The sequence below is a fragment of the Undibacterium sp. 14-3-2 genome (genome assembly GCF_016595265.1).
Classification (GTDB): domain Bacteria; phylum Pseudomonadota; class Gammaproteobacteria; order Burkholderiales; family Burkholderiaceae_D; genus Undibacterium; species Undibacterium aquatile.
This window is the reverse complement of the sequence record NZ_JAENGS010000004.1, coordinates 372958-389876: the sequence shown is the minus strand read 5'-3', so window position 1 is coordinate 389876 and position 16919 is coordinate 372958. Positions and strand designations below refer to the sequence as shown.

General features: G+C 48.2%; 25 protein-coding genes. 9 read left to right on the top strand and 16 right to left on the bottom strand.

What is annotated here, in order from left to right; translation table 11 throughout:
• Window positions 1-2: 2 nt before the first annotated feature.
• The 15 genes from Undi14_RS11855 to Undi14_RS11785 form a co-directional block, all read right to left on the bottom strand.
• Window positions 3-1424, bottom strand: a complete 1422-nt coding sequence (locus Undi14_RS11855) for a phage tail sheath subtilisin-like domain-containing protein (RefSeq protein WP_200180403.1) — start codon at window positions 1422-1424, stop codon at window positions 3-5.
• On the bottom strand, window positions 1414-1614 hold the full coding sequence (locus Undi14_RS11850) for a hypothetical protein (protein WP_200180401.1): 201 nt from the start codon (window positions 1612-1614) through the stop codon (window positions 1414-1416). The genes Undi14_RS11855 and Undi14_RS11850 overlap by 11 nt, the downstream gene beginning before the upstream one ends.
• Window positions 1611-2135, bottom strand: a complete 525-nt coding sequence (locus tag Undi14_RS11845; protein WP_200180399.1) for a Gp37 family protein — start codon at window positions 2133-2135, stop codon at window positions 1611-1613. Before Undi14_RS11845 ends, Undi14_RS11850 begins: the two co-directional genes overlap by 4 nt.
• A 6-nt stretch (window positions 2136-2141) precedes the next feature.
• The gene (locus Undi14_RS11840) at window positions 2142-2489 is read right to left on the bottom strand and encodes a DUF1320 domain-containing protein (RefSeq protein WP_234030552.1); all 348 of its coding nucleotides are present in this window, start codon (window positions 2487-2489) and stop codon (window positions 2142-2144) included.
• Between the two features lie 109 nt (window positions 2490-2598).
• Complete coding sequence (locus Undi14_RS11835; RefSeq protein ID WP_200180395.1) at window positions 2599-2967, bottom strand: hypothetical protein; 369 nt, start codon at window positions 2965-2967, stop codon at window positions 2599-2601.
• A gap of 1043 nt (window positions 2968-4010) precedes the next feature.
• Complete coding sequence (locus Undi14_RS11830; protein ID WP_200180394.1) at window positions 4011-4319, bottom strand: hypothetical protein; 309 nt, start codon at window positions 4317-4319, stop codon at window positions 4011-4013.
• On the bottom strand, window positions 4316-4690 hold the full coding sequence (locus Undi14_RS11825) for a hypothetical protein (protein ID WP_200180393.1): 375 nt from the start codon (window positions 4688-4690) through the stop codon (window positions 4316-4318). The genes Undi14_RS11830 and Undi14_RS11825 overlap by 4 nt, the downstream gene beginning before the upstream one ends.
• A gap of 2 nt (window positions 4691-4692) precedes the next feature.
• Window positions 4693-4914, bottom strand: a complete 222-nt coding sequence (locus Undi14_RS11820; protein WP_200180392.1) for a TraR/DksA family transcriptional regulator — start codon at window positions 4912-4914, stop codon at window positions 4693-4695.
• A 99-nt stretch (window positions 4915-5013) separates the two neighbouring features.
• Window positions 5014-5469 (bottom strand): hypothetical protein, encoded by a 456-nt coding sequence (locus tag Undi14_RS11815; RefSeq protein WP_200180391.1) that lies wholly within the window; start codon window positions 5467-5469, stop codon window positions 5014-5016.
• Window positions 5429-6052, bottom strand: a complete 624-nt coding sequence (locus Undi14_RS11810; protein ID WP_200180390.1) for a transglycosylase SLT domain-containing protein — start codon at window positions 6050-6052, stop codon at window positions 5429-5431. Before Undi14_RS11810 ends, Undi14_RS11815 begins: the two co-directional genes overlap by 41 nt.
• The gene (locus Undi14_RS11805; RefSeq protein ID WP_200180388.1) at window positions 6052-6420 is read right to left on the bottom strand and encodes a putative holin; all 369 of its coding nucleotides are present in this window, start codon (window positions 6418-6420) and stop codon (window positions 6052-6054) included. Before Undi14_RS11805 ends, Undi14_RS11810 begins: the two co-directional genes overlap by 1 nt.
• Before the next feature lie 94 nt (window positions 6421-6514).
• Window positions 6515-7363: a TIR domain-containing protein gene (locus Undi14_RS11800; protein WP_234030551.1), complete on the bottom strand. Its 849-nt coding sequence runs from the start codon at window positions 7361-7363 to the stop codon at window positions 6515-6517.
• A 63-nt stretch (window positions 7364-7426) separates the two neighbouring features.
• Window positions 7427-8227, bottom strand: coding sequence for a hypothetical protein (locus Undi14_RS11795; RefSeq protein ID WP_200180387.1), 801 nt, complete (start codon window positions 8225-8227; stop codon window positions 7427-7429).
• Window positions 8228-8251: 24 nt separating this feature from the next.
• Complete coding sequence (locus Undi14_RS11790) at window positions 8252-9163, bottom strand: hypothetical protein (protein ID WP_200180386.1); 912 nt, start codon at window positions 9161-9163, stop codon at window positions 8252-8254.
• A 5-nt stretch (window positions 9164-9168) separates the two neighbouring features.
• Complete coding sequence (locus Undi14_RS11785; RefSeq protein ID WP_200180385.1) at window positions 9169-9621, bottom strand: hypothetical protein; 453 nt, start codon at window positions 9619-9621, stop codon at window positions 9169-9171.
• Window positions 9622-9725: 104 nt separating this feature from the next.
• Between Undi14_RS11785 and Undi14_RS11780 the strand changes: the two genes are divergently transcribed.
• Window positions 9726-9950: a DNA-binding protein gene (locus Undi14_RS11780; RefSeq protein ID WP_190481036.1), complete on the top strand. Its 225-nt coding sequence runs from the start codon at window positions 9726-9728 to the stop codon at window positions 9948-9950.
• A 102-nt stretch (window positions 9951-10052) separates the two neighbouring features.
• On the opposite strand, the gene Undi14_RS11775 is transcribed toward Undi14_RS11780, so the two are convergent.
• A complete protein-coding gene (locus Undi14_RS11775; protein WP_200180384.1) occupies window positions 10053-10232 on the bottom strand; it encodes a hypothetical protein in 180 nt (59 codons plus the stop codon).
• A gap of 112 nt (window positions 10233-10344) precedes the next feature.
• On the opposite strand from Undi14_RS11775, the gene Undi14_RS11770 reads away from it, so the two are divergent.
• Genes Undi14_RS11770 through Undi14_RS11735 form a run of 8 tightly spaced genes read left to right on the top strand, consistent with a single transcriptional unit; the run spans window position 10345 to window position 16794 of the window.
• On the top strand, window positions 10345-10839 hold the full coding sequence (locus Undi14_RS11770; protein ID WP_200180383.1) for a hypothetical protein: 495 nt from the start codon (window positions 10345-10347) through the stop codon (window positions 10837-10839).
• Window positions 10832-11137: an IclR family transcriptional regulator gene (locus Undi14_RS11765; protein WP_200180382.1), complete on the top strand. Its 306-nt coding sequence runs from the start codon at window positions 10832-10834 to the stop codon at window positions 11135-11137. The genes Undi14_RS11770 and Undi14_RS11765 overlap by 8 nt, the downstream gene beginning before the upstream one ends.
• A gap of 5 nt (window positions 11138-11142) precedes the next feature.
• A complete protein-coding gene (locus Undi14_RS11760; RefSeq protein ID WP_200180380.1) occupies window positions 11143-12126 on the top strand; it encodes a hypothetical protein in 984 nt (327 codons plus the stop codon).
• A 14-nt stretch (window positions 12127-12140) separates the two neighbouring features.
• Window positions 12141-13931, top strand: coding sequence for an integrase (locus tag Undi14_RS11755; RefSeq protein ID WP_370589943.1), 1791 nt, complete (start codon window positions 12141-12143; stop codon window positions 13929-13931).
• 20 nt (window positions 13932-13951) lie between these two features.
• Entirely contained in the window at window positions 13952-15199 is a 1248-nt protein-coding gene (locus tag Undi14_RS11750) for an ExeA family protein (RefSeq protein ID WP_200180378.1), read from the top strand.
• Between the two features lie 25 nt (window positions 15200-15224).
• Window positions 15225-15467, top strand: coding sequence for a hypothetical protein (locus Undi14_RS11745; protein ID WP_200180376.1), 243 nt, complete (start codon window positions 15225-15227; stop codon window positions 15465-15467).
• A gap of 10 nt (window positions 15468-15477) precedes the next feature.
• Window positions 15478-16125, top strand: a complete 648-nt coding sequence (locus Undi14_RS11740) for a hypothetical protein (RefSeq protein ID WP_200180374.1) — start codon at window positions 15478-15480, stop codon at window positions 16123-16125.
• Between the two features lie 51 nt (window positions 16126-16176).
• Window positions 16177-16794: a DUF3164 family protein gene (locus Undi14_RS11735; protein ID WP_200180372.1), complete on the top strand. Its 618-nt coding sequence runs from the start codon at window positions 16177-16179 to the stop codon at window positions 16792-16794.
• The last annotated feature ends 125 nt before the right edge of the window (window positions 16795-16919 follow it).

Below are 16919 nucleotides of genomic sequence, written 5' to 3'. Positions count from 1 at the left end.
CCTTATTGACCAAGTTGCTTGATCATGTCGATGTTAATGAAAGACTCAAACGTAATACGTTCAGCCGGTGTTGGTGGCATAAAGTCGAGATCAAAGACCAGATGCCCCAGAGCAACTTCGGTTGCGGGGTTTTTGTTACGGTCATAAGTGCATCGGCCGTCTAGCAGCGCACCGCGACCGATCAACGTCCGAATGAATGAGTTCACGCTTTCGGTGATCGAATCGATTAATGCGTTATTGATCGGCATGTCGATGAACTGCAACATTGAATACTCAACTGACTCATGCAAGATATCGGCTGTACGACGAACATTTATGAAGTTCTTCGGATGCGTCACTGACGGCCACGCTGCAGAACGATTTCCCCAAGTGCGAATGCCGGTACCGAAGGTATTAAACAAAGTCATGATCCCTACTTCATTGAGCAGGTTGACCTCGCTCTGTGGATCATTGATCATTGCAGACAGTTGACGCTCAACACCAACGACACCATTGATCTCTGTGTTGGACGGACTCCACCAATAACCTTTCTCAGTATCTTTGGCACACATCACGCCAGCCAGGCGTTGCGAGTAAGGTTCCAGTCGTTCACTGTCGGTCGTTGCGTCATAGACCTTCAAATGTGGATAACATAAAACAGCACGACCACTGGACGTGTTAAAGTTGATGGCACCCATTGGACCACGTCCTGAAATTACCTGGTCGTAAGTTGTGCCGATCGGAGCATCAAGTAAAGTGACTGCTCGTAATTTTCCAGCTAACACAATCAGCTCGCTGGCAACGGAATTCAACGTGCAGAACCCCGGTGCAATCAGGATTTTTGCGAAAAATCCCATCGCGTTATAGGTATCGAGCAGCGCCTGCATACCTGTTCGTTTGCCGGCGTTATTGACTTGTCCGATCACATCTGCAGCGGTCACTTTGCTAGGGTCGGCATATTCATAACTGACTTTGACTTTTCCGTTAGCATCAATTGCGCCCCCAGCCTTGCGGCGAATTTCACCGCTCAGACTATTGCTGGTGTAGTCCACATCCAGCACATACGTCGTGGTACCGGCTTCATTTTTAATGACCGCTTCCGCCACCCAGGCTGGTTTTTCTGTCTTACCTATGTCGCCGGTCAAGGCCACAAGTTCACTTGGTACCGCTGTTTTATGCTTGGTTGGATCGAGAACATTAATCACAACCACGGTACCAGCGCCTTGATCGAAAATTGCATCCAGCGCCTGCGGTACTGAGAAGCCTGATAACTGCCCACCAAATTGTGCAGCCTGTCTGTCAGACAAGACGATTGTGGGCGTATTCACAGCACCTGTCGGCGCAGTCCCAATCAAGCCAATAACAGCAGACTTGACGGTGCGGATAGGACGCGCACCTTTTTCGACTTCAATGGTTTCAACGCCATGCAAAAAATTAGCGGCCATCGTTTTCTCCTTTTACCTTTGAATTTTTGGCAGTTGGCATCTGAGTTAAATGACCCAATGCTAATAATGTTTTGGTGTATGTGTCCTGCTCAGACAATTCAATCTCACTATCTGGATTAAGCATCACCTCTTGTCCACTAGCCAGCGTGACGCCAGACAGTGGGCCGGTATAACGGTACTTCGTGTTCATAGACTAAACTCCTCTTTGATAATTGTTCCATCCGACATCTTGCGTATCTCATTGCGTCCGTATTCATCTTGCATAGTGAGATTCGTCAACAAGGCTCCCGGTTCATCTTCAACTACTTCGATCAAAATGCTCTCCGTATTCATATCCAAAGCGTATTGCCAAATACCAGCTGATTCATCTAAAAATCTTTCATTTAGGGCCCACATCTTTCGATGACAATCAGGTGGCTTAAACCCAATTAAAGCCGCCCGTACTTTATCCAACACATCTACTGCACCTTCAGATCCATTCGGCAGACGCATCACTACCGTAATTGAAAGTGTTATTGTCTGGCGCTGAACTACCGTGCCGACACCTTCTATCTCTCCAAAATGACTACCCGCGTAACTGACCAGCAAGGCTCCATTTGGGTGATTAAGTCTGTATTCCGATGGCTTATCGGGAAAATTTTCAACAGCCAGAGTCTGTATCTGTCTTTTCAAACGATCGACTACAGCCTCAATAATTTGTAGTGTTGCCATAGGCACCTACTTATAGTTATTAAGCATGCCGTTTATGAAGCCTTGCACCCGTGAACGAACCTTGATTTCGCTAAGTTTTGGCACGGGGTCACCATTGGGCATGCTTATTGTCAGCTTGTCTGCGAGAGTAGACTCAGGCAAATGCTCGGAGAATTTACAAGCAAAGATAACGGCTTCAGGAATGTCGGATCGTTCAGTGCTACGGGTATAAAGCCAATAGCGAGCTAGGTTGACTGCGATATCATTGAAGAGCGACCTCAAGAGGACTGAGCCGCTACCAAGTAATGCGTTGTATGGCTCGCGACGGTTGGTACTATTCAGACCTTCCATCTGGCTAACAGCTTCGACGACCATATACTCCTGTACGTTTGTGGCGTTTTCATCATCGTTCGACAGCCAGATCAGAGTCTGTCCAGGGATTGATACTCGTAGGTTCGAGAGAGTGCAATAATGCATACAGAACTCAGATTCCGTGCATGATGAGAATCAGATCACTGGCAACAGTTGCCGTTTCCCAAGCGATACAGTTGCCGATGCTTGCAGTCACTGGACGATAGAAACTAGCGGCGATTCTCTTGTATCTGCCAACTTCCATGAGTGGTAAGAATTCAGCGGCAGCTTGATGAGATTCTGCGCTCAAGCATTCGTTGCTAGGTATCAGAGGGACATGGCCCCGGGGGGCAATGATGATGGAATAGTCACTTTTGGCTGGATTGCAGGCGAGGGCTCTTTCGACCATCTCTGATTCAGAAAACATCAAAGTGACACCAGACATTGCGGTCTGGTTACCGTGCCTAAAAATGTGCAGTGATTTGGGTGTCGAAGTAGTCATACCCAGATCTTCGCGTGATCAGGACAATTGGTCTTTTAATCCAGTTTAACAATTACCAAATTAGTTGCACGGACGAGTTTAATACGGAGGAGGGTGTGTTAAACGCTTTATAGGCCTTTACAGACGTATTCAATGACTGTGTCGTTAGCATCGGACATGTTGAACGTTCTAAGCGTTTCTGAAGGCTTAAATTTTCAGTGCAGCTTCCAAGTGATAAAAAACAGTTTCGAGTACTGCTTGATCAACCTCTGGCTATAGTTTTACGTCGTCGGCTATCGGCAAAAATGGACGCGCTGGAATACTGTCCTTGTTACCTAGCCCAGCATCTCCACCAAATTAATGAATTGGTGAACATACTTTGTTGTTACCGATAACTGTGTGGCTACGATCTGAATCTGTGGTAATGGATGAAGTCAATGCACCAGTATATTGCAGGATATGGATCCTCTTTTACCCTTTGCACAGAGGCCTCGAGCTTGCCAAGCTTGCGACCCCTTCGTCGGTTTCAAGCGAGTGCGGCATTAATTCCGACAGCGCTTGCCACTGCGAGAATTTCTTTACTCTAAAATTGTTTTCGGTTTCGGTAAAAAGTATTTGTGCGATTTTGCGCGTCGCCGATGCTATTTTATGTGTGTCACGATACGGAAACCGGACGTGATGAGTATCAGTTAGGCCAAGATTGCTTTTCATCGCAACCGTTCACAAAGACGTCTTCAATCTCCAACCGCCAGAATAAATACTTGCCCACAACAGCTCAATCACGGATAAACGCTTGTGCCATATCCACTGATGGGCGAGACTTTTCCATTACCTCGACCAGAGAAAATCATTGGCTCGCACTCGATCCGGTTTTCAAAGAGCTAAATCATGTGACAACGCCGAAAATCTGACTATGGATGGCCGACCTGCTGACGATACAGCCGCGTTGACATAGCGTATTTTCCAAGACATGGTAGACGCTGAAGTTATCTTTAACCTGGACTTGATCAAACTGATCACGTTCAGAGTTTGGCCGCTCTTCAACACTGGTGCGACATACCATGTCAGCCCCAGTACTTAACTGGACGAGCAATGCCAGGATCGCAATCGACAGTGTATTCAGCGATATCAACGCCATGTCGCGTCAAGCTACCCCACCATTGACCTGAAGGTTCTTTACGTAGATCAACCAACTCTCGATCACCCAGATAATCCAGCTCACGGCGAACTTCAATCGGCGTTGCATCCGGATAGATGGATTGCATTGTTACTTGAATCGGACCTTCAGATAGCTCCTCTGGCCGGGCGTTATACAGTGCCAGCAACAAATACCAGCGCAGCGATTCACGGCGAATTTTTGTTTGATCCATCATCGTTGATTACCTTTCAATTGGATGTTTTCGATTTTTAGTGCTACGGCATCCAGCTTGGCTTCGATCACGGTCTGATTACGTACATAGTCTTCGCGGCGTACATATTGGAGTGGTAATTCAGCTTGAAATCGCAGGAAGTCGCGTTCGAGATTCGCCCACCCCTGGGCTTCACGGCGGTTTTGTTCAATGACTGTTGAGAATTTTTCATCCCAATGCTTACTCGCGACATCACGAGACTCTTCCATTGCGGTAAAGCGTTCATTCAGGCGACGGTCAATTTGCGATAACAATACTTTCCCAGTAGTAAAGCAAAAGCCCATAAAGGTGAGTAATAAGCCCACCAATTGCCATAACTCGATTTGTAAAAGCATTGCTAACTTTCTTTGCGTGCTTGGCAGCTAATACACAACTGGCAGCCTGGCATTGCTTGCCGACGTTTCAACGGAATTGGCAAGCCGCATTCTTCGTTAACACAGAATAATGCTGAATCAGCTACCGTCTTAGTTGTGATTCCCATACGCATTCTGTGTGCTTGGATAGCTTCGTCCCGGACGACTTGTTCGAGTTCACTTGCAATGTCTAATAAATCTGTCATTTTCTTCTCGTAATCCAATCCACCAGGTCAATAAGGCGACCTGCGCAAGTGCCGTACTGGTCATACGTCTTTTTTAACGCCACTGCGACATCATCCGCGCTAGGGCTCGTTGCCGCTTCCGGTGCCGGGCAAGGCGTTGCGTATTCCGCTGGCAGCACTACTGGCTGCTCGCTCACGGGCAATGTCGAGCTGGTGCATGACGCCAGCATCAAAACGGCAATCAACACGATCAGCTTGTTTTTTTGCGAGTGCATTTTTGAAGTCTTCTGTAGTTTTTGAATCAAAGACATAGCGTGTGGACATCGCAGTACGCATGGCTTTGCTGGCAGCATTGCTGTCATTGATCAAGGTCTTATAGTTATTCAGCACAGATGTCAGATTCTGTACGGTTTCTTCTGTTTGTTTGGCACGTTCGTTCATCGCGCCTTGGCGCATACCCATAAAGAATGCACCTACTGCACTGATGACCGTTACTAGGAGCATGATCAATATGGCTTTAACTGACGAGACCAGATTAATCATTGCACGCCCCACTTCCCCAATTTGCTGCGACATACATAGGTTCGTAGCGCCAAAGGATGCGTTGAGGGTACGCGCGGTTTTCTTGCCAGTTGGCAGGGGAGCGACCAGCATTGACGCGCTCCACTGATCCGAACCACACCAGGGGATCAAGCCCCTTGCCGGAAGCCAGTGTTTTGTCACGGTTAACCCAACCCAGCCCACCGTTATAGGCAGACAAGGTAAAGGCCAGACGCTCGCAAGCGTTCTTGGCTCGGATGCGGGTATATAACCAAAAATCGTACTGCACAAGGGCACGAATAGCCCAAGAGGGATTGGTCGGCTGCGCATTGCCCAGATCATCTGGATACTGTTCGGCGATCCAATTGGCGGTGGCTGGCATAAACTGCGCCATACCCTTGGCTCCGACTGGCGAAAGTGCATTGGCATTCCATGCACTTTCTTGTTGGAACTGTGCAGCAAAACTCGCTACAGGGGCATCGATCCCCCAGACTGCACGTGCGTTACGCACCAGGGAAGACCGATGCTGCTGAGCAGAATTTGGAATTGCTGCAAACAGAGGCGCGGCGCAGATGGCGCTCGCAATACTCAGAATTAATAGGGACGTTGTGCAACGCATTACAGCCCCAAAGTCACACCGATGATGCTCGCGGCAATGATCGTCGCCCGCCGCAACATGGCGGCTGCAAACACGCGGTGATAGCCATTAACGATACGAAAATCAACGTCACCGATTGGTTCATCAGTACCTAAGCGCCAATCATCATTCAGGTAACTGTCTGGTCGCGCATAAGGGAAGAACGTGCGATCGAGCCAGAAGCCGACACTGGCAGCTAACGTCACGAGGCAGAGCTTATAGGGAACGATGGGTAACTGCTGTGGCGCAATGCGCCAGATAACGATTAGCAGAATGATAGAGATCAGCAACCATACTACATCGCGTGGTAACCGATGATGTGGAGCCAGGTAGTACTTATTACGAGGCATTTATCCTCCGAATCAAGAAAAGGTGAACAACGTCACCATTTTCTTGCTCAGAGGGTATTGGGTCTTTTAATCTTGTTTAAGTAGTCGAAACCGTTCAAAGAGCTTTGTTCATATCAACCGCGTATCCAAGTTGTTGCATTTCCTTTACAACCTTCATTTTCCAAGCACCGTGATCGTCAAGCGGAACGTATACGACGCCACTAATGTCGCTCGGAGGTTCGACGTCCCCCCTCACCAGTGCACATACTTTATCCCGGCCGAGCTTTCCTAACAGGTAGCCATGCTCAAAGACGACGTTTTGGCGCGCTCTGTTCTTTAGATTTTCTTCGCCAAACAATCCGCCAATATCACATGGTGTATAAAGCACCAAAGCAAAACCGACATTGGTATGTTCATCAATTTTTTCAATAATCGTCTTTCCTGCATTCACTTGCTCATGCAAGATTATTGCCGAGTAACCTAGTTTTTCAACAAAACGTGCGACTTCGGTTTTTGCACTGTCATCCCGGCCATGAACAATGAATATTTTGTTCATGTCAAAAGATTGATTGCTATTTGCAGATGAATGTTTGCTCGGCATGCTTTTTTGAGTATTGATCAATGCTCTTGCCTTGGACAGAACTTGTTGTGTAATGTCATTGGAGTACCTACCACTCTGAACAATGTCAGACGCATCAAATAAAGAAGTTATACCTTCATTACTATTACGTTCCATAGTTTTCAATTCGGCTGATAAATACTTCGTCTCTTTTACAACTAGTCTCGCGATCTGATTAGCTTGTAAAAAATATCCATTAAATTGAAAATTTTCACCTTTTACAAACGGATTAATTATTCGGCTTTCAATATCCTCGATATCATTGTTATCCAACTCCGTGTATTGCCTATTGCGACCACTTTTACCTAATTTTTCTGTGATCTCAATAATGATGTGATAGTACATTTCTGGGTCCGTAAAGTGATATTGTCTGGGTTAAAGTAGGTAGAGTTGAATCCAGTCGCCAAACTATTTAGGGCAATGCTCAGGCTTCCGTTTTTCTACAACTTGACCAGTAGTTTTGTTCACATCGAACACTGTCAGACAGTCTCTACCAGCAAATTCTTCGACTAGCTCGGCATCTTCTTTGGCAATAGCGGCTTTTATCTCATCGTCACTTTTATTGAGCGCTTCTACGCATTGTTGTTTTATTTTCCGATAGCGTGCTTCGTCCTGACGCAGATACTTCATCAATTCCACTGTCTGGGTACGCAACGATGAAAATGACAATGTTTGCAATTGCGCGGCCGCATCGAGGCAATAGCCAAAGTGCTGGCGTTGATCATCTGGATGCTGGATTCCCAAGTCAGACCATTTTTCCAGCTCCTGGTGGAGTGGCTTGCGAACAAACCTTTCTACTCCGCCCTCATCACGTAGCCGAACCCCATTTTCCAATGACTTCTCCGCTTCGTTAACGATGTGGAGCGTACCTTTTGCAAATAAGCGGGCATCTGTCAGATTCAACGGAATGACTTTACGCTCAGCAATCTCGGATTTCTTTGTTTCATTGGACTGATCTGGAGAGCTTGGTGCGGTAGTCGTCGGCTTTGTCTCTATAGCAGGCTCAGATGGTGTTTTATCCGGTGCAATAAATGAAGCAACAACGAAGCTTATCGCCGCCGCTATAAGACCACCGGCGACGATTTCGCGACGCGTAGGTGCTTTTCCTGTCTTCGGACCTTTGAATGTATCTGGCATGATCGCACCGATAATGGCAACCAAAATAAATAACAGAGCCAAGACCTCGATCAGGCTCGCCAAGAACGACATTAACGGCCTCTTATTCCAGATTAATTACAACTCTTCTTCGTCCCAGGTATCTCTTGGTTTTTTCTTTAACGGAGGTTTTGCAGGCTTGGCCAACGCCCAGCTGGCCTTCATCTGACTTGCTCGACATTCAAGATTAAGTCCATTCTTGAGCGATACACTTTGTCCCACAACATAGTATTTTTGTTCTAAAGGACACTGTTGATTGAATGCTGTACTTACTGCGAGATTACTTTGTAACTGACGATACCCCTGATAAAACCAAGCTGTCAGCATGCCAAGCAGAAGTGAGGTGAGAGCTAAAAAAATCAAACCAGCGCGAGTTATCTTCAGGGCGCGCTGACTGGCATTGAAATCGGAGGCAAATCGTTCGATTCTTGCTTCAGCATATTTTATTTGCTTATCTGAGCGTTGACGTTCTGCTACTAATGTTTCCTGCAGAGTAGCTTTTTCATTGATTGTTTTTTTTAGTTCTGAAAGAGTGTCTTGCCCTGAAGCATTTCTGCCGTTCGGCGCGGGTTGCTTTAATTTTTGTTCGGCGTCAGATCGAAGTATTGCTATTTTCTGATTCAGTTCACCATTTTTTGTCATTGACGCAATCAATTGACGGCTGGTTTCAGCATGGGTTTGCTCTATTTCAAAGTTCGCTACTTCGAGTTCAGTTTTTTCCAGCCATAAATCAAGTACCGCATGAGCTGGTTTTTCCTGATCTTTAAACAGATCATTGTGACCTTCTCCAAATATTTCCTTCAACTTCCCCCAAATCTCTACGCTCTCTTTTCCCGTCAGCTCAATCAGTTTTTTACCTTTCAGCTTGATCGGCCTTACTTCTGCCGGGCTAAGGCGCTCACGTCCAGGATAATTGAAAGTATTGGTAATGTTGCCATTGGCGAGTTGACCATTAAAGTCGCCATCGATGCTCGTATTATTTTCATCCATAAAGCTTATTTGTTTTTATTACCAATATTCATCGTACCAGTGTTGCTGAAATCGCCTTCCACTGTGTGGCCATAGAAATTCCCGCCAATTGAGATTTTTGTGCCAGCGCTTGTTGTTGCTGGTTTAGCCGATTTAGCGACGAGTTTAACGACCGCTTTGGCTAGTTGCTGAGCATCTACTTTTGTCTCCAATGACAAGAGATCGACAGCGTCAATCACAGCCTGATGGACAGCAGACTCACCAATTCCTGCCTCTTGGTGTTGACCCGTAAGCACGAACACAGTATCGACACCTATCGACGCCAGCGCCGCAAGTAAGTCCGCCGAGAGTCGCTTTCGTCCGCCCAGTACATCTCTAAGTCCTTGAGAGTCAGATTCGCCGACGGCTTTGGCAGCTGCTACTGCTTTTATGCCAAGTCGATCCAACTCATTCTTCAAACGAATATGTATCAAATCCACACCTTTGCTTGACTTTGTGGATATAATCCACAATAATCATTCTCACCAGTTCAAAACAATGCTTGCTCTGTCAAACAAGCGCACACAAACAAGGACGCAATGCCATGTCTAAAACACGCGATGCAATCCGCAAAGAGTTCGCCCGCAAAGGGCTTTCTTACACTGCCTGGGCCAAACAACGTGGCTACAGTCCAAACATGGTGATTGAAATCATCAACGACGATGACATCAATCCTAAACGCAAATGCCTGCGCGGTGATTGTCACAACATCGCAGTTGAGCTTGGCCTCAAAGATGGCGAAGTCAATCGTCAACTTGTTGCTGCCTGAGGCAAGCCATGAATACTAGCCGCTTTGGTGCTTCGCTGGATTGTGCTGCACTTGGTGCGACCTATCCAACTCTAACGAAAGAGCTATCTCATTCAACGTGCGTTAAGTTGCACCCTGATGCGCTGTTTGCATTTGCAAACCACGTGCCTCGTTGCGCAAGTCATCTGGATAGCGTGAGCCATCCAGCGCACAGCAGTGCATTCCAGCTTTGCTACCAGCAAGAGCAACACGGGTCGTGCCCTCAATGCGCCCAGCCAATTCATGAAAATCAACGTCAGCCATTTCTGCCGCATCACCTGAATGAATAAGGCCTGAAGGTTAGATTAACTAGCCGACATTGAATAGTACCAAAACTGTTATTTGTTTGGAAAGCAAAAAAGCTAAAGGAAGATCAATGAATATAAAAAAACGGCGAAATTGGAATGCCCTGCAGGTCTGTAATTTGCGCCAGGCATTGGAGTGGTGCAAGGAGTATGCACGCTACCGCCATAACTGCTCGATTGAGCGGATTGCTGAGCTGATGGAATTGGCTAATCACTGGTCTCTGTATAAATGGCTGGAAAACGGACGCATGCGCGCAGTCTTGATTCGTAGTTACGAAGCAGTATGCGGGATCGATTATGTCACTCGCTGGTCGGCTGCATTGTCTGGAAAGATGTTAATCCGCATTCCAAATGGACGACAACTGCAAGATGCAGATGTGATTGGTTTGCATTTTGGTTTTGCCTCAGCACTGGATTTACTGACCCAATTTTACGAGGGAAAAGCGGATGTGGCTGCGACAAGTGAGGCGTTGACCAACCATTTGCAAAAAGAGGCATTTCATCTTGCGAACGCGCAAAAACGCGGTGCTCCTGAATTCAATTTCGGTGAGGACTCGCATGACTAAAACTGACTACACCAATGCAGGGCAACAGCGTCTTTTGTCTGTCATCCGGGTGTTGGCCGGAAATGAATTTGACGGTTTATCTCTCACGTCTATTGCCAAGTCGCTTAACGAAAAAGCACCGGTTGTTAAACGAGATTTAGAAAATCTGAAAACTGCAGGAATGGGTGAACAGGATGGGCGCACTGGCCACTGGCGGCTGGGGCCGAAGTTCATTCAGATCGCTATTGCTCATTTTGATCATGTGAACCGCACAGAGAGCCGCATGGCTGAATTGAAAAAACGTTACTCAATAGGATAAAGAAAATGGCACGTACACCAAAAGCACAAGCAGCAGACGTAAAAATTGCCGAAGGCATCCCGGCAGTGCACCAAGAGCATGTGGAAATTGCATCTGATTTGGCTGTTATTACCCAAGGCTATTCAAATGACCGCGATCTGCTTAATCAATTGCTGGGTCAGGCACAAATGGCAGATGCGTTTGGCAAATTTTCCCAAACCGTTTGGAGTTCAAAGTTAGCCTACGTTAAAGAAAACAAGTTATATCAAGCACTTACTGGAAAACGTAGTCCAAACGGTTTGGAATTATCAGGGACTTGGGCAGAATTTTGCAACCTGCTTGGTGTGTCTGATGAGAAAGCGAATCAAGATATTGCCAACTTAAAAGCTTTTGGTGAAGAGGCGCTGGAAAGCATGTCCCGCATGGGCATAGGCTACCGCGAGATGCGTCAATACCGCAAGCTACCAGATGACGACAAAACGGCTTTGCTGGAGGTGGCGAAATCTGGCGACAAGGAAGCGTTTATCGATCTGGCAGAATCCCTGGTCGCTAAACACGCCAAAGAAAAAGAAGCCTTAAACACTAAGGTCGCCAACCTCGAAGCCGACCAAAAGGCGACTGAGAAAGTATTAACCGAAAAAAATAAGAAGCTCGACCAGGTACAAACCAGTCTGGAAAAACTGCAGTTACGTACCGCCCCTTGGGATGAGCGCGTGGCGCTCTTTAAGGAAGAAATCACTCAGCGCCAATCCATCATTGACGAAGCAGTTGCCCGTCATCTGCAAGCAGTGGATGCATTGGACGCCTGGACGAATGCTGAACTGACGCAGCAGCCCGATTATGACCCGGAGAACGGCGCTGCCATGCCAACGGAGGTGCTGACGGTGCTATTGCATTTGTCTGATGCGATAGAGCGCACAGCAACGCTGGTGGCAAATGCACAGCATGAATTGCGCATGCGCTTTGGCGGTTACATCGACGAAGCCCGTCAACAATTGTTGGCTGCCTGATCCGGGAGAGCCAGGTGAATACTTCTATCAGCCCGGACATCCGCGATTACCTGTGCGACTTAGCCAGGAAACTGGACGCCGCTGGCCATGGTGATCGCGGTCCGATTATGGATGCTGCCCAGGGCTTTCTGGGCTGGTCGCAGCAAACCATTTACCGCAAGTTGAAATCGGCTTGCGGCTGGGGGCCAGCGCGCAAGGCGCGTGCCGACAAGGGCAAGACCAGTGTGGCAGCAGAAGCCTTGACGATCTTGGGTGCGGTGCAGCGAGAGGCTATCCGCGATAACGGTAAGCAAACGCTGTTCACCACCACAGCACGCGGCATGCTGGAACAAAACGGTGTCGCCTTCAATGTCAGCAACGGGCATCTGAATAAACTGATTCGTGATCGGAAGCTGAATGTCGCAGCTCAGCGCAATGTGTCGCCAGTGCAGTCGCTACGTGCTTTGCATCCCAATCATGTGCACGAAATTGATCCGTCTTTGTGCCTGATCTATTACATGAACGGTAAGCAGCACATGATGCGCGATCGCGAGTTTTACAAGAACAAACTGGAGAACTACGCCAAGGTGAAGTTCAAGGTGTACCGCTATGTGATGTATGACCGCGCCAGCGGCTTGCTGGTGCCGTGGTATGTCGAGGCTTTGGGTGAAAACCAGCATAGTTTGTTTGACTTCCTGATGTTTTGCTGGAGTGTGACACCTGGCCGTCTTTTTCATGGCGTCCCAAAGTTTGTGTTGTGGGATAAGGGGACGGCCAACACAAGCGCAGCAATCAAGAACTTGCTTGTACATCTGGAAGTGACGCCTTTGGAGCACGAAGCTGGCAATTCTCGCGCCAAAGGCGGCGTGGAAAACGGCAATAACATCGTTGAAACGCAGTTTGAATCGCGTCTGCGCTTTGAACCGGTGACAGATATCGGCGAACTGAACGAACGGGCCTTCGCCTGGGCAAATGCTTATAACGCGAATCTGATACCTGGGCAGGACACGCGTCTGCGCCGTGATGGCTTGTTGCAACCGGTATCACGTTATGACTTGTGGCAACTGGTGACGGCGGCGCAATTGCGCTTGTTGCCAGCCATAGAGGTATGTAGGGCACTGATGGTGGCGCGAGAACAAGAACGCAAGGTGAAGCCAAACCTGAGCATTGATTTCAAACATCCAGACTCAGAGCGGTCGATGCTTTACAGCCTGCGTGATCTGGATGGCGTGAATGTCGGCGACAAGGTGCAAGTGCGGCCAATGGTGTATGGCGACTGTGCGATTCAGATTCAGGCACCACGCTACGATGGCGAAATGCTCACTTATCGGATAGAACCAGATCGCAACTATGACCGGTTCGGTCAATCGCTGTCAGGTAGCGTGATCGGCGAAGAGTACAAGGCGATGCCAGATACCGCGATTGAGCATGCCGCCAAGGCTATGGACGCAATGGCCTATCCGGACATGGATAAAGACGAAGTGAAGGCGGCACGCAATCGCAAAGCGACGCCGTTTGCAAACAAGCTGGATGCGCATTCCTATTTGCAAAAAGTGGAAATGCCGAACTTCATACCTAAACAAGGAGATGAAATCGAAGCACCAGCGCATCTGCAAATCGAGGGGCCGAAGTTATCAGCCATTGCAGCGATGATGCGGATTGCGGCTGCAATCAAACGTAATCTCAGTGAAGAAGAAAACACTTTTCTGCAAGCTCGCTACGCAGATGGTGTCCCTGAAGACCAGATCGACGCGCTCATCGATCAGTTTATCAATCCCGCCCAGTCAGTACCGAAACGAGCAGCCGGTGGCCTGCGGGCAGTTTAACTCGATAAGGAAGAGAAAACATGGCACTGAAATTGAAACGCGTCCTGGTTGAACTGCGATTACCGCAGTCTGCATTGGCCACCAAAGTCTTGATGGCCAATGGTCGCCCGATGAGCCAAGCCACGCTGGCGCAAATCGTGAATCACGATGACTGGCCACGCACTACCGAGCGGGAAATTATCACTTCGCAAGTGAAGGCATTTTTGTTCGCCCACGGCGCAAACAATAACCATATCCGCAATTTGTTTAAAGAAGAAAAAACCGAAAAATCCGAAGCAGTGTCATCCGCCAAGACAAGCACTGCTTCGGAAGAGCACCCATCCACAGACGAAAAGGAGCCCGTCGATATGCTACTACGAAAACATACCTTAACTGCCGATGCCCGCCGTAAGTTCAAGATTCCCCGCGATCCATTCACTGATGAAATGACGAGTGACGCTGACGTGTTTTTGTCGGACGACATCCGATATGTGCGCGCCACAATACGCCAGACGGCCAAGCACGGCGGGATGCTGGCAGTGATTGGAGAATCCGGAGCGGGTAAATCCACACTGCGACATGACCTGATCGAATGGATCAATGTAAATCACGAACCAATCACTGTGATTGAGCCTTACGTGCTGGGTCTGGAAGACAACGATGCTAAGGGCAAGATGATCAAGTCTATCGACATTGCGGCCGCCATCATTACCACCATCGACCCGAATGCTAAGCCACGTCGTGGTGGCGAGGCTCGTGCTAAGCAGATGCATGACTTGCTTCGTGCCTCTGCTCAGACCGGACGTCAGCACGTGCTGGTAATCGAAGAAGCACATGGCTTACCTATTCCAACATTGAAACACTTAAAGCGTTTTTTTGAGCTGCAGGAAGGTTTTAAGAAGTTGCTTGCGATCATTTTAATCGGCCAGACCGAACTCGAATGGAAGCTCAGCGAAAGCAACCCCGAGGTACGCGAAGTGGTGCAGCGCTGTGAGACGGTAAAGCTCCAGCCTTTAGACAATCAAGTGGAAGCCTATCTGCGCCACAAGTTCAGCCGAGTTGATGCCAACTTTGATGCGTTCTTTGACATCAGTGCGGTTGATGAAATCCGCAATCGTCTACGCCGTTCTGAAACGGAGGGTTTTCGCGGTAACCGTGCTGTCAAAACGAAGTCGCTGTGCTATCCACTTGCAGTGAACAATCTGGTGGCCGGTGCGATGAATGAGGCGGTAAAGATCGGTGCCAGCCGGATCTCGGGCGACTTAATTGCTGCTGCCGTGCGCGCTTAAGCAACTGTCATCAATAGGAGATGGTATGAAAATCGCAAAAATAAATGCCCCTGTGAACAGCTATGTCTTGCGTGTCGTGGTAAGAAACGGCTTTCAGCGCATTACAAAAGCATTCCAGATCTGGCGCATTGATTGTCAGTATCGTTCACTCGGTGACTATGCTGACGATTTAAAAGCCAATCAAATCGCTATAGAAAAAAAGCGTCACGAGTTACTTATGAAACGCTCGGACTTACGTGTCAAATTGCTTGAGATCGGAGGCAACTGAGGTGTCTACTTTGCCTACTTTTGACTGCCCTGTCTGCCGCAATCCATTGAGTTGGGATGTCGTTTTTGCCCATCAAGGCGTCCGCGATACGATGCTTGCGCTGGTTAATGCACATGCAGATGGCCGCAAATTATTGCGTCCTATGCTTGCTTACATTGGCTTGTTTGCGCCCGTAAAAACAGCGATGCGTTATGAGCGCATTGCCAGCTTGGCGAATGAACTGGTCGCACTGATCGTCACTGCGACTATTAATCGTGGTGGCCGGATCTGGCCAGCACCAGTTGATTACTGGCGCCTGGGCTTTGAAGAGGTGGTGCAACGTGCCCACAGCAATACAGGTTTGCGCCTGCCATTAAACAGTCACGGCTATCTGATGGAAGTCATCACTGGCTATGCCAGCAAAACAGCGGCACAGGCAGAAACACGCAACGAGCAGCAACGCGCAGGCCATGCAGGCACAGGCAGTCATCGCCCCCAAACCACAACCGTTGGCGTACCGGCATCTATCCAGGCAATTGCAGAGCAGCCACGTACAGCGATGCCAGCCAGCGCCCGTCAGCACCTTGATCAATTTTTAAAAAGAAAGCCACAGCATGAAAGTATTCCAACCGCAGAACCAGGCACCACAGAAACCACGGCCATTAATACCGGCCTCTGAGAAACCACGCCGTATTCCTATTGGCCCTACTGATATTTAACAGGAGAAACCATGAGTAAAAACAACGCAATGCCCGGCTTTATGCTGAATGCAGTAGGCCACTACGTGCCTGAGTCGATGGTGGAGCCTATCGACAAGCAACGCGATCAGCTGGTGAAAGAATTGCTATCGAAAGCGACGGACGTTAAATCTGCGTTAGTTGAGTTTAAAAATTCAGCTTTTGCTGATATCGCTGCATTCATTGAGTTAAGCGCGGAAGAATACAACACCAAGGTCGGCGGGAAAAAAGGCAATGTCACTTTGTATAGCTTTGACGGACAGTACAAAGTCCAGTTTGCCGTCGCGGAAAAAATCAAGTTTGACGAACGCTTGCAAGTTGCAAAGAACTTGATAGATGAGTGTATCAAGGCATGGAGCGAAGGCTCTAGTCCGGAAATTCAAGTTCTTGTTCAGAGTGCGTTTGAGACCGATAAAGAAGGAAACCTCAATCATGGTCGCATTCTCAGCCTACGCCGTTATGCAATTAAAGACGAACGCTGGCAGCGCGCCATGCTTGCTATCAGCGAGTCCATTCAAGTAGTTGGAAGTAAGCAGTATGTTCGTTTCTATCAACGACGCGAAGGTACTGATCAATACGACGCAATCAGCTTGGATTTTGCCTCAGTTTAGTTGTTGGCTGCGCCCAGTCGCAGGTGGCGGGTAACAGCGACAGCACATGCATAGGTAACCTTTCCCCATGTGAGTGTGCCGACTGACCCGCGTTAAGGGTTACTTCACATTCAATTTCAATTTTA

Bases quoted from the DNA above. Each gene is read 5' to 3' on its own strand.
- Undi14_RS11800 (WP_234030551.1), bottom strand. From the start codon at position 7,363: ATGTACTATCACATCATTATTGAGATCACAGAAAAATTAGGTAAAAGT.
- Undi14_RS11750 (WP_200180378.1), top strand. From the start codon at position 13,952: ATGGCACTGAAATTGAAACGCGTCCTGGTTGAACTGCGATTACCGCAG.
- Undi14_RS11840 (WP_234030552.1), bottom strand. From the start codon at position 2,489: ATGGTCGTCGAAGCTGTTAGCCAGATGGAAGGTCTGAATAGTACCAAC.
- Undi14_RS11855 (WP_200180403.1), bottom strand. From the start codon at position 1,424: ATGGCCGCTAATTTTTTGCATGGCGTTGAAACCATTGAAGTCGAAAAA.
- Undi14_RS11770 (WP_200180383.1), top strand. From the start codon at position 10,345: ATGAATATAAAAAAACGGCGAAATTGGAATGCCCTGCAGGTCTGTAAT.
- Undi14_RS11820 (WP_200180392.1), bottom strand. From the start codon at position 4,914: ATGACAGATTTATTAGACATTGCAAGTGAACTCGAACAAGTCGTCCGG.
- Undi14_RS11760 (WP_200180380.1), top strand. From the start codon at position 11,143: ATGGCACGTACACCAAAAGCACAAGCAGCAGACGTAAAAATTGCCGAA.
- Undi14_RS11815 (WP_200180391.1), bottom strand. From the start codon at position 5,469: ATGTCGCAGCAAATTGGGGAAGTGGGGCGTGCAATGATTAATCTGGTC.
- Undi14_RS11825 (WP_200180393.1), bottom strand. From the start codon at position 4,690: ATGCTTTTACAAATCGAGTTATGGCAATTGGTGGGCTTATTACTCACC.
- Undi14_RS11790 (WP_200180386.1), bottom strand. From the start codon at position 9,163: ATGGATGAAAATAATACGAGCATCGATGGCGACTTTAATGGTCAACTC.
- Undi14_RS11775 (WP_200180384.1), bottom strand. From the start codon at position 10,232: ATGGCTGACGTTGATTTTCATGAATTGGCTGGGCGCATTGAGGGCACG.
- Undi14_RS11850 (WP_200180401.1), bottom strand. From the start codon at position 1,614: ATGAACACGAAGTACCGTTATACCGGCCCACTGTCTGGCGTCACGCTG.
- Undi14_RS11835 (WP_200180395.1), bottom strand. From the start codon at position 2,967: ATGACTACTTCGACACCCAAATCACTGCACATTTTTAGGCACGGTAAC.
- Undi14_RS11765 (WP_200180382.1), top strand. From the start codon at position 10,832: ATGACTAAAACTGACTACACCAATGCAGGGCAACAGCGTCTTTTGTCT.
- Undi14_RS11810 (WP_200180390.1), bottom strand. From the start codon at position 6,052: ATGCGTTGCACAACGTCCCTATTAATTCTGAGTATTGCGAGCGCCATC.
- Undi14_RS11780 (WP_190481036.1), top strand. From the start codon at position 9,726: ATGTCTAAAACACGCGATGCAATCCGCAAAGAGTTCGCCCGCAAAGGG.
- Undi14_RS11745 (WP_200180376.1), top strand. From the start codon at position 15,225: ATGAAAATCGCAAAAATAAATGCCCCTGTGAACAGCTATGTCTTGCGT.
- Undi14_RS11830 (WP_200180394.1), bottom strand. From the start codon at position 4,319: ATGATGGATCAAACAAAAATTCGCCGTGAATCGCTGCGCTGGTATTTG.
- Undi14_RS11735 (WP_200180372.1), top strand. From the start codon at position 16,177: ATGAGTAAAAACAACGCAATGCCCGGCTTTATGCTGAATGCAGTAGGC.
- Undi14_RS11805 (WP_200180388.1), bottom strand. From the start codon at position 6,420: ATGCCTCGTAATAAGTACTACCTGGCTCCACATCATCGGTTACCACGC.
- Undi14_RS11845 (WP_200180399.1), bottom strand. From the start codon at position 2,135: ATGGCAACACTACAAATTATTGAGGCTGTAGTCGATCGTTTGAAAAGA.
- Undi14_RS11795 (WP_200180387.1), bottom strand. From the start codon at position 8,227: ATGTCGTTCTTGGCGAGCCTGATCGAGGTCTTGGCTCTGTTATTTATT.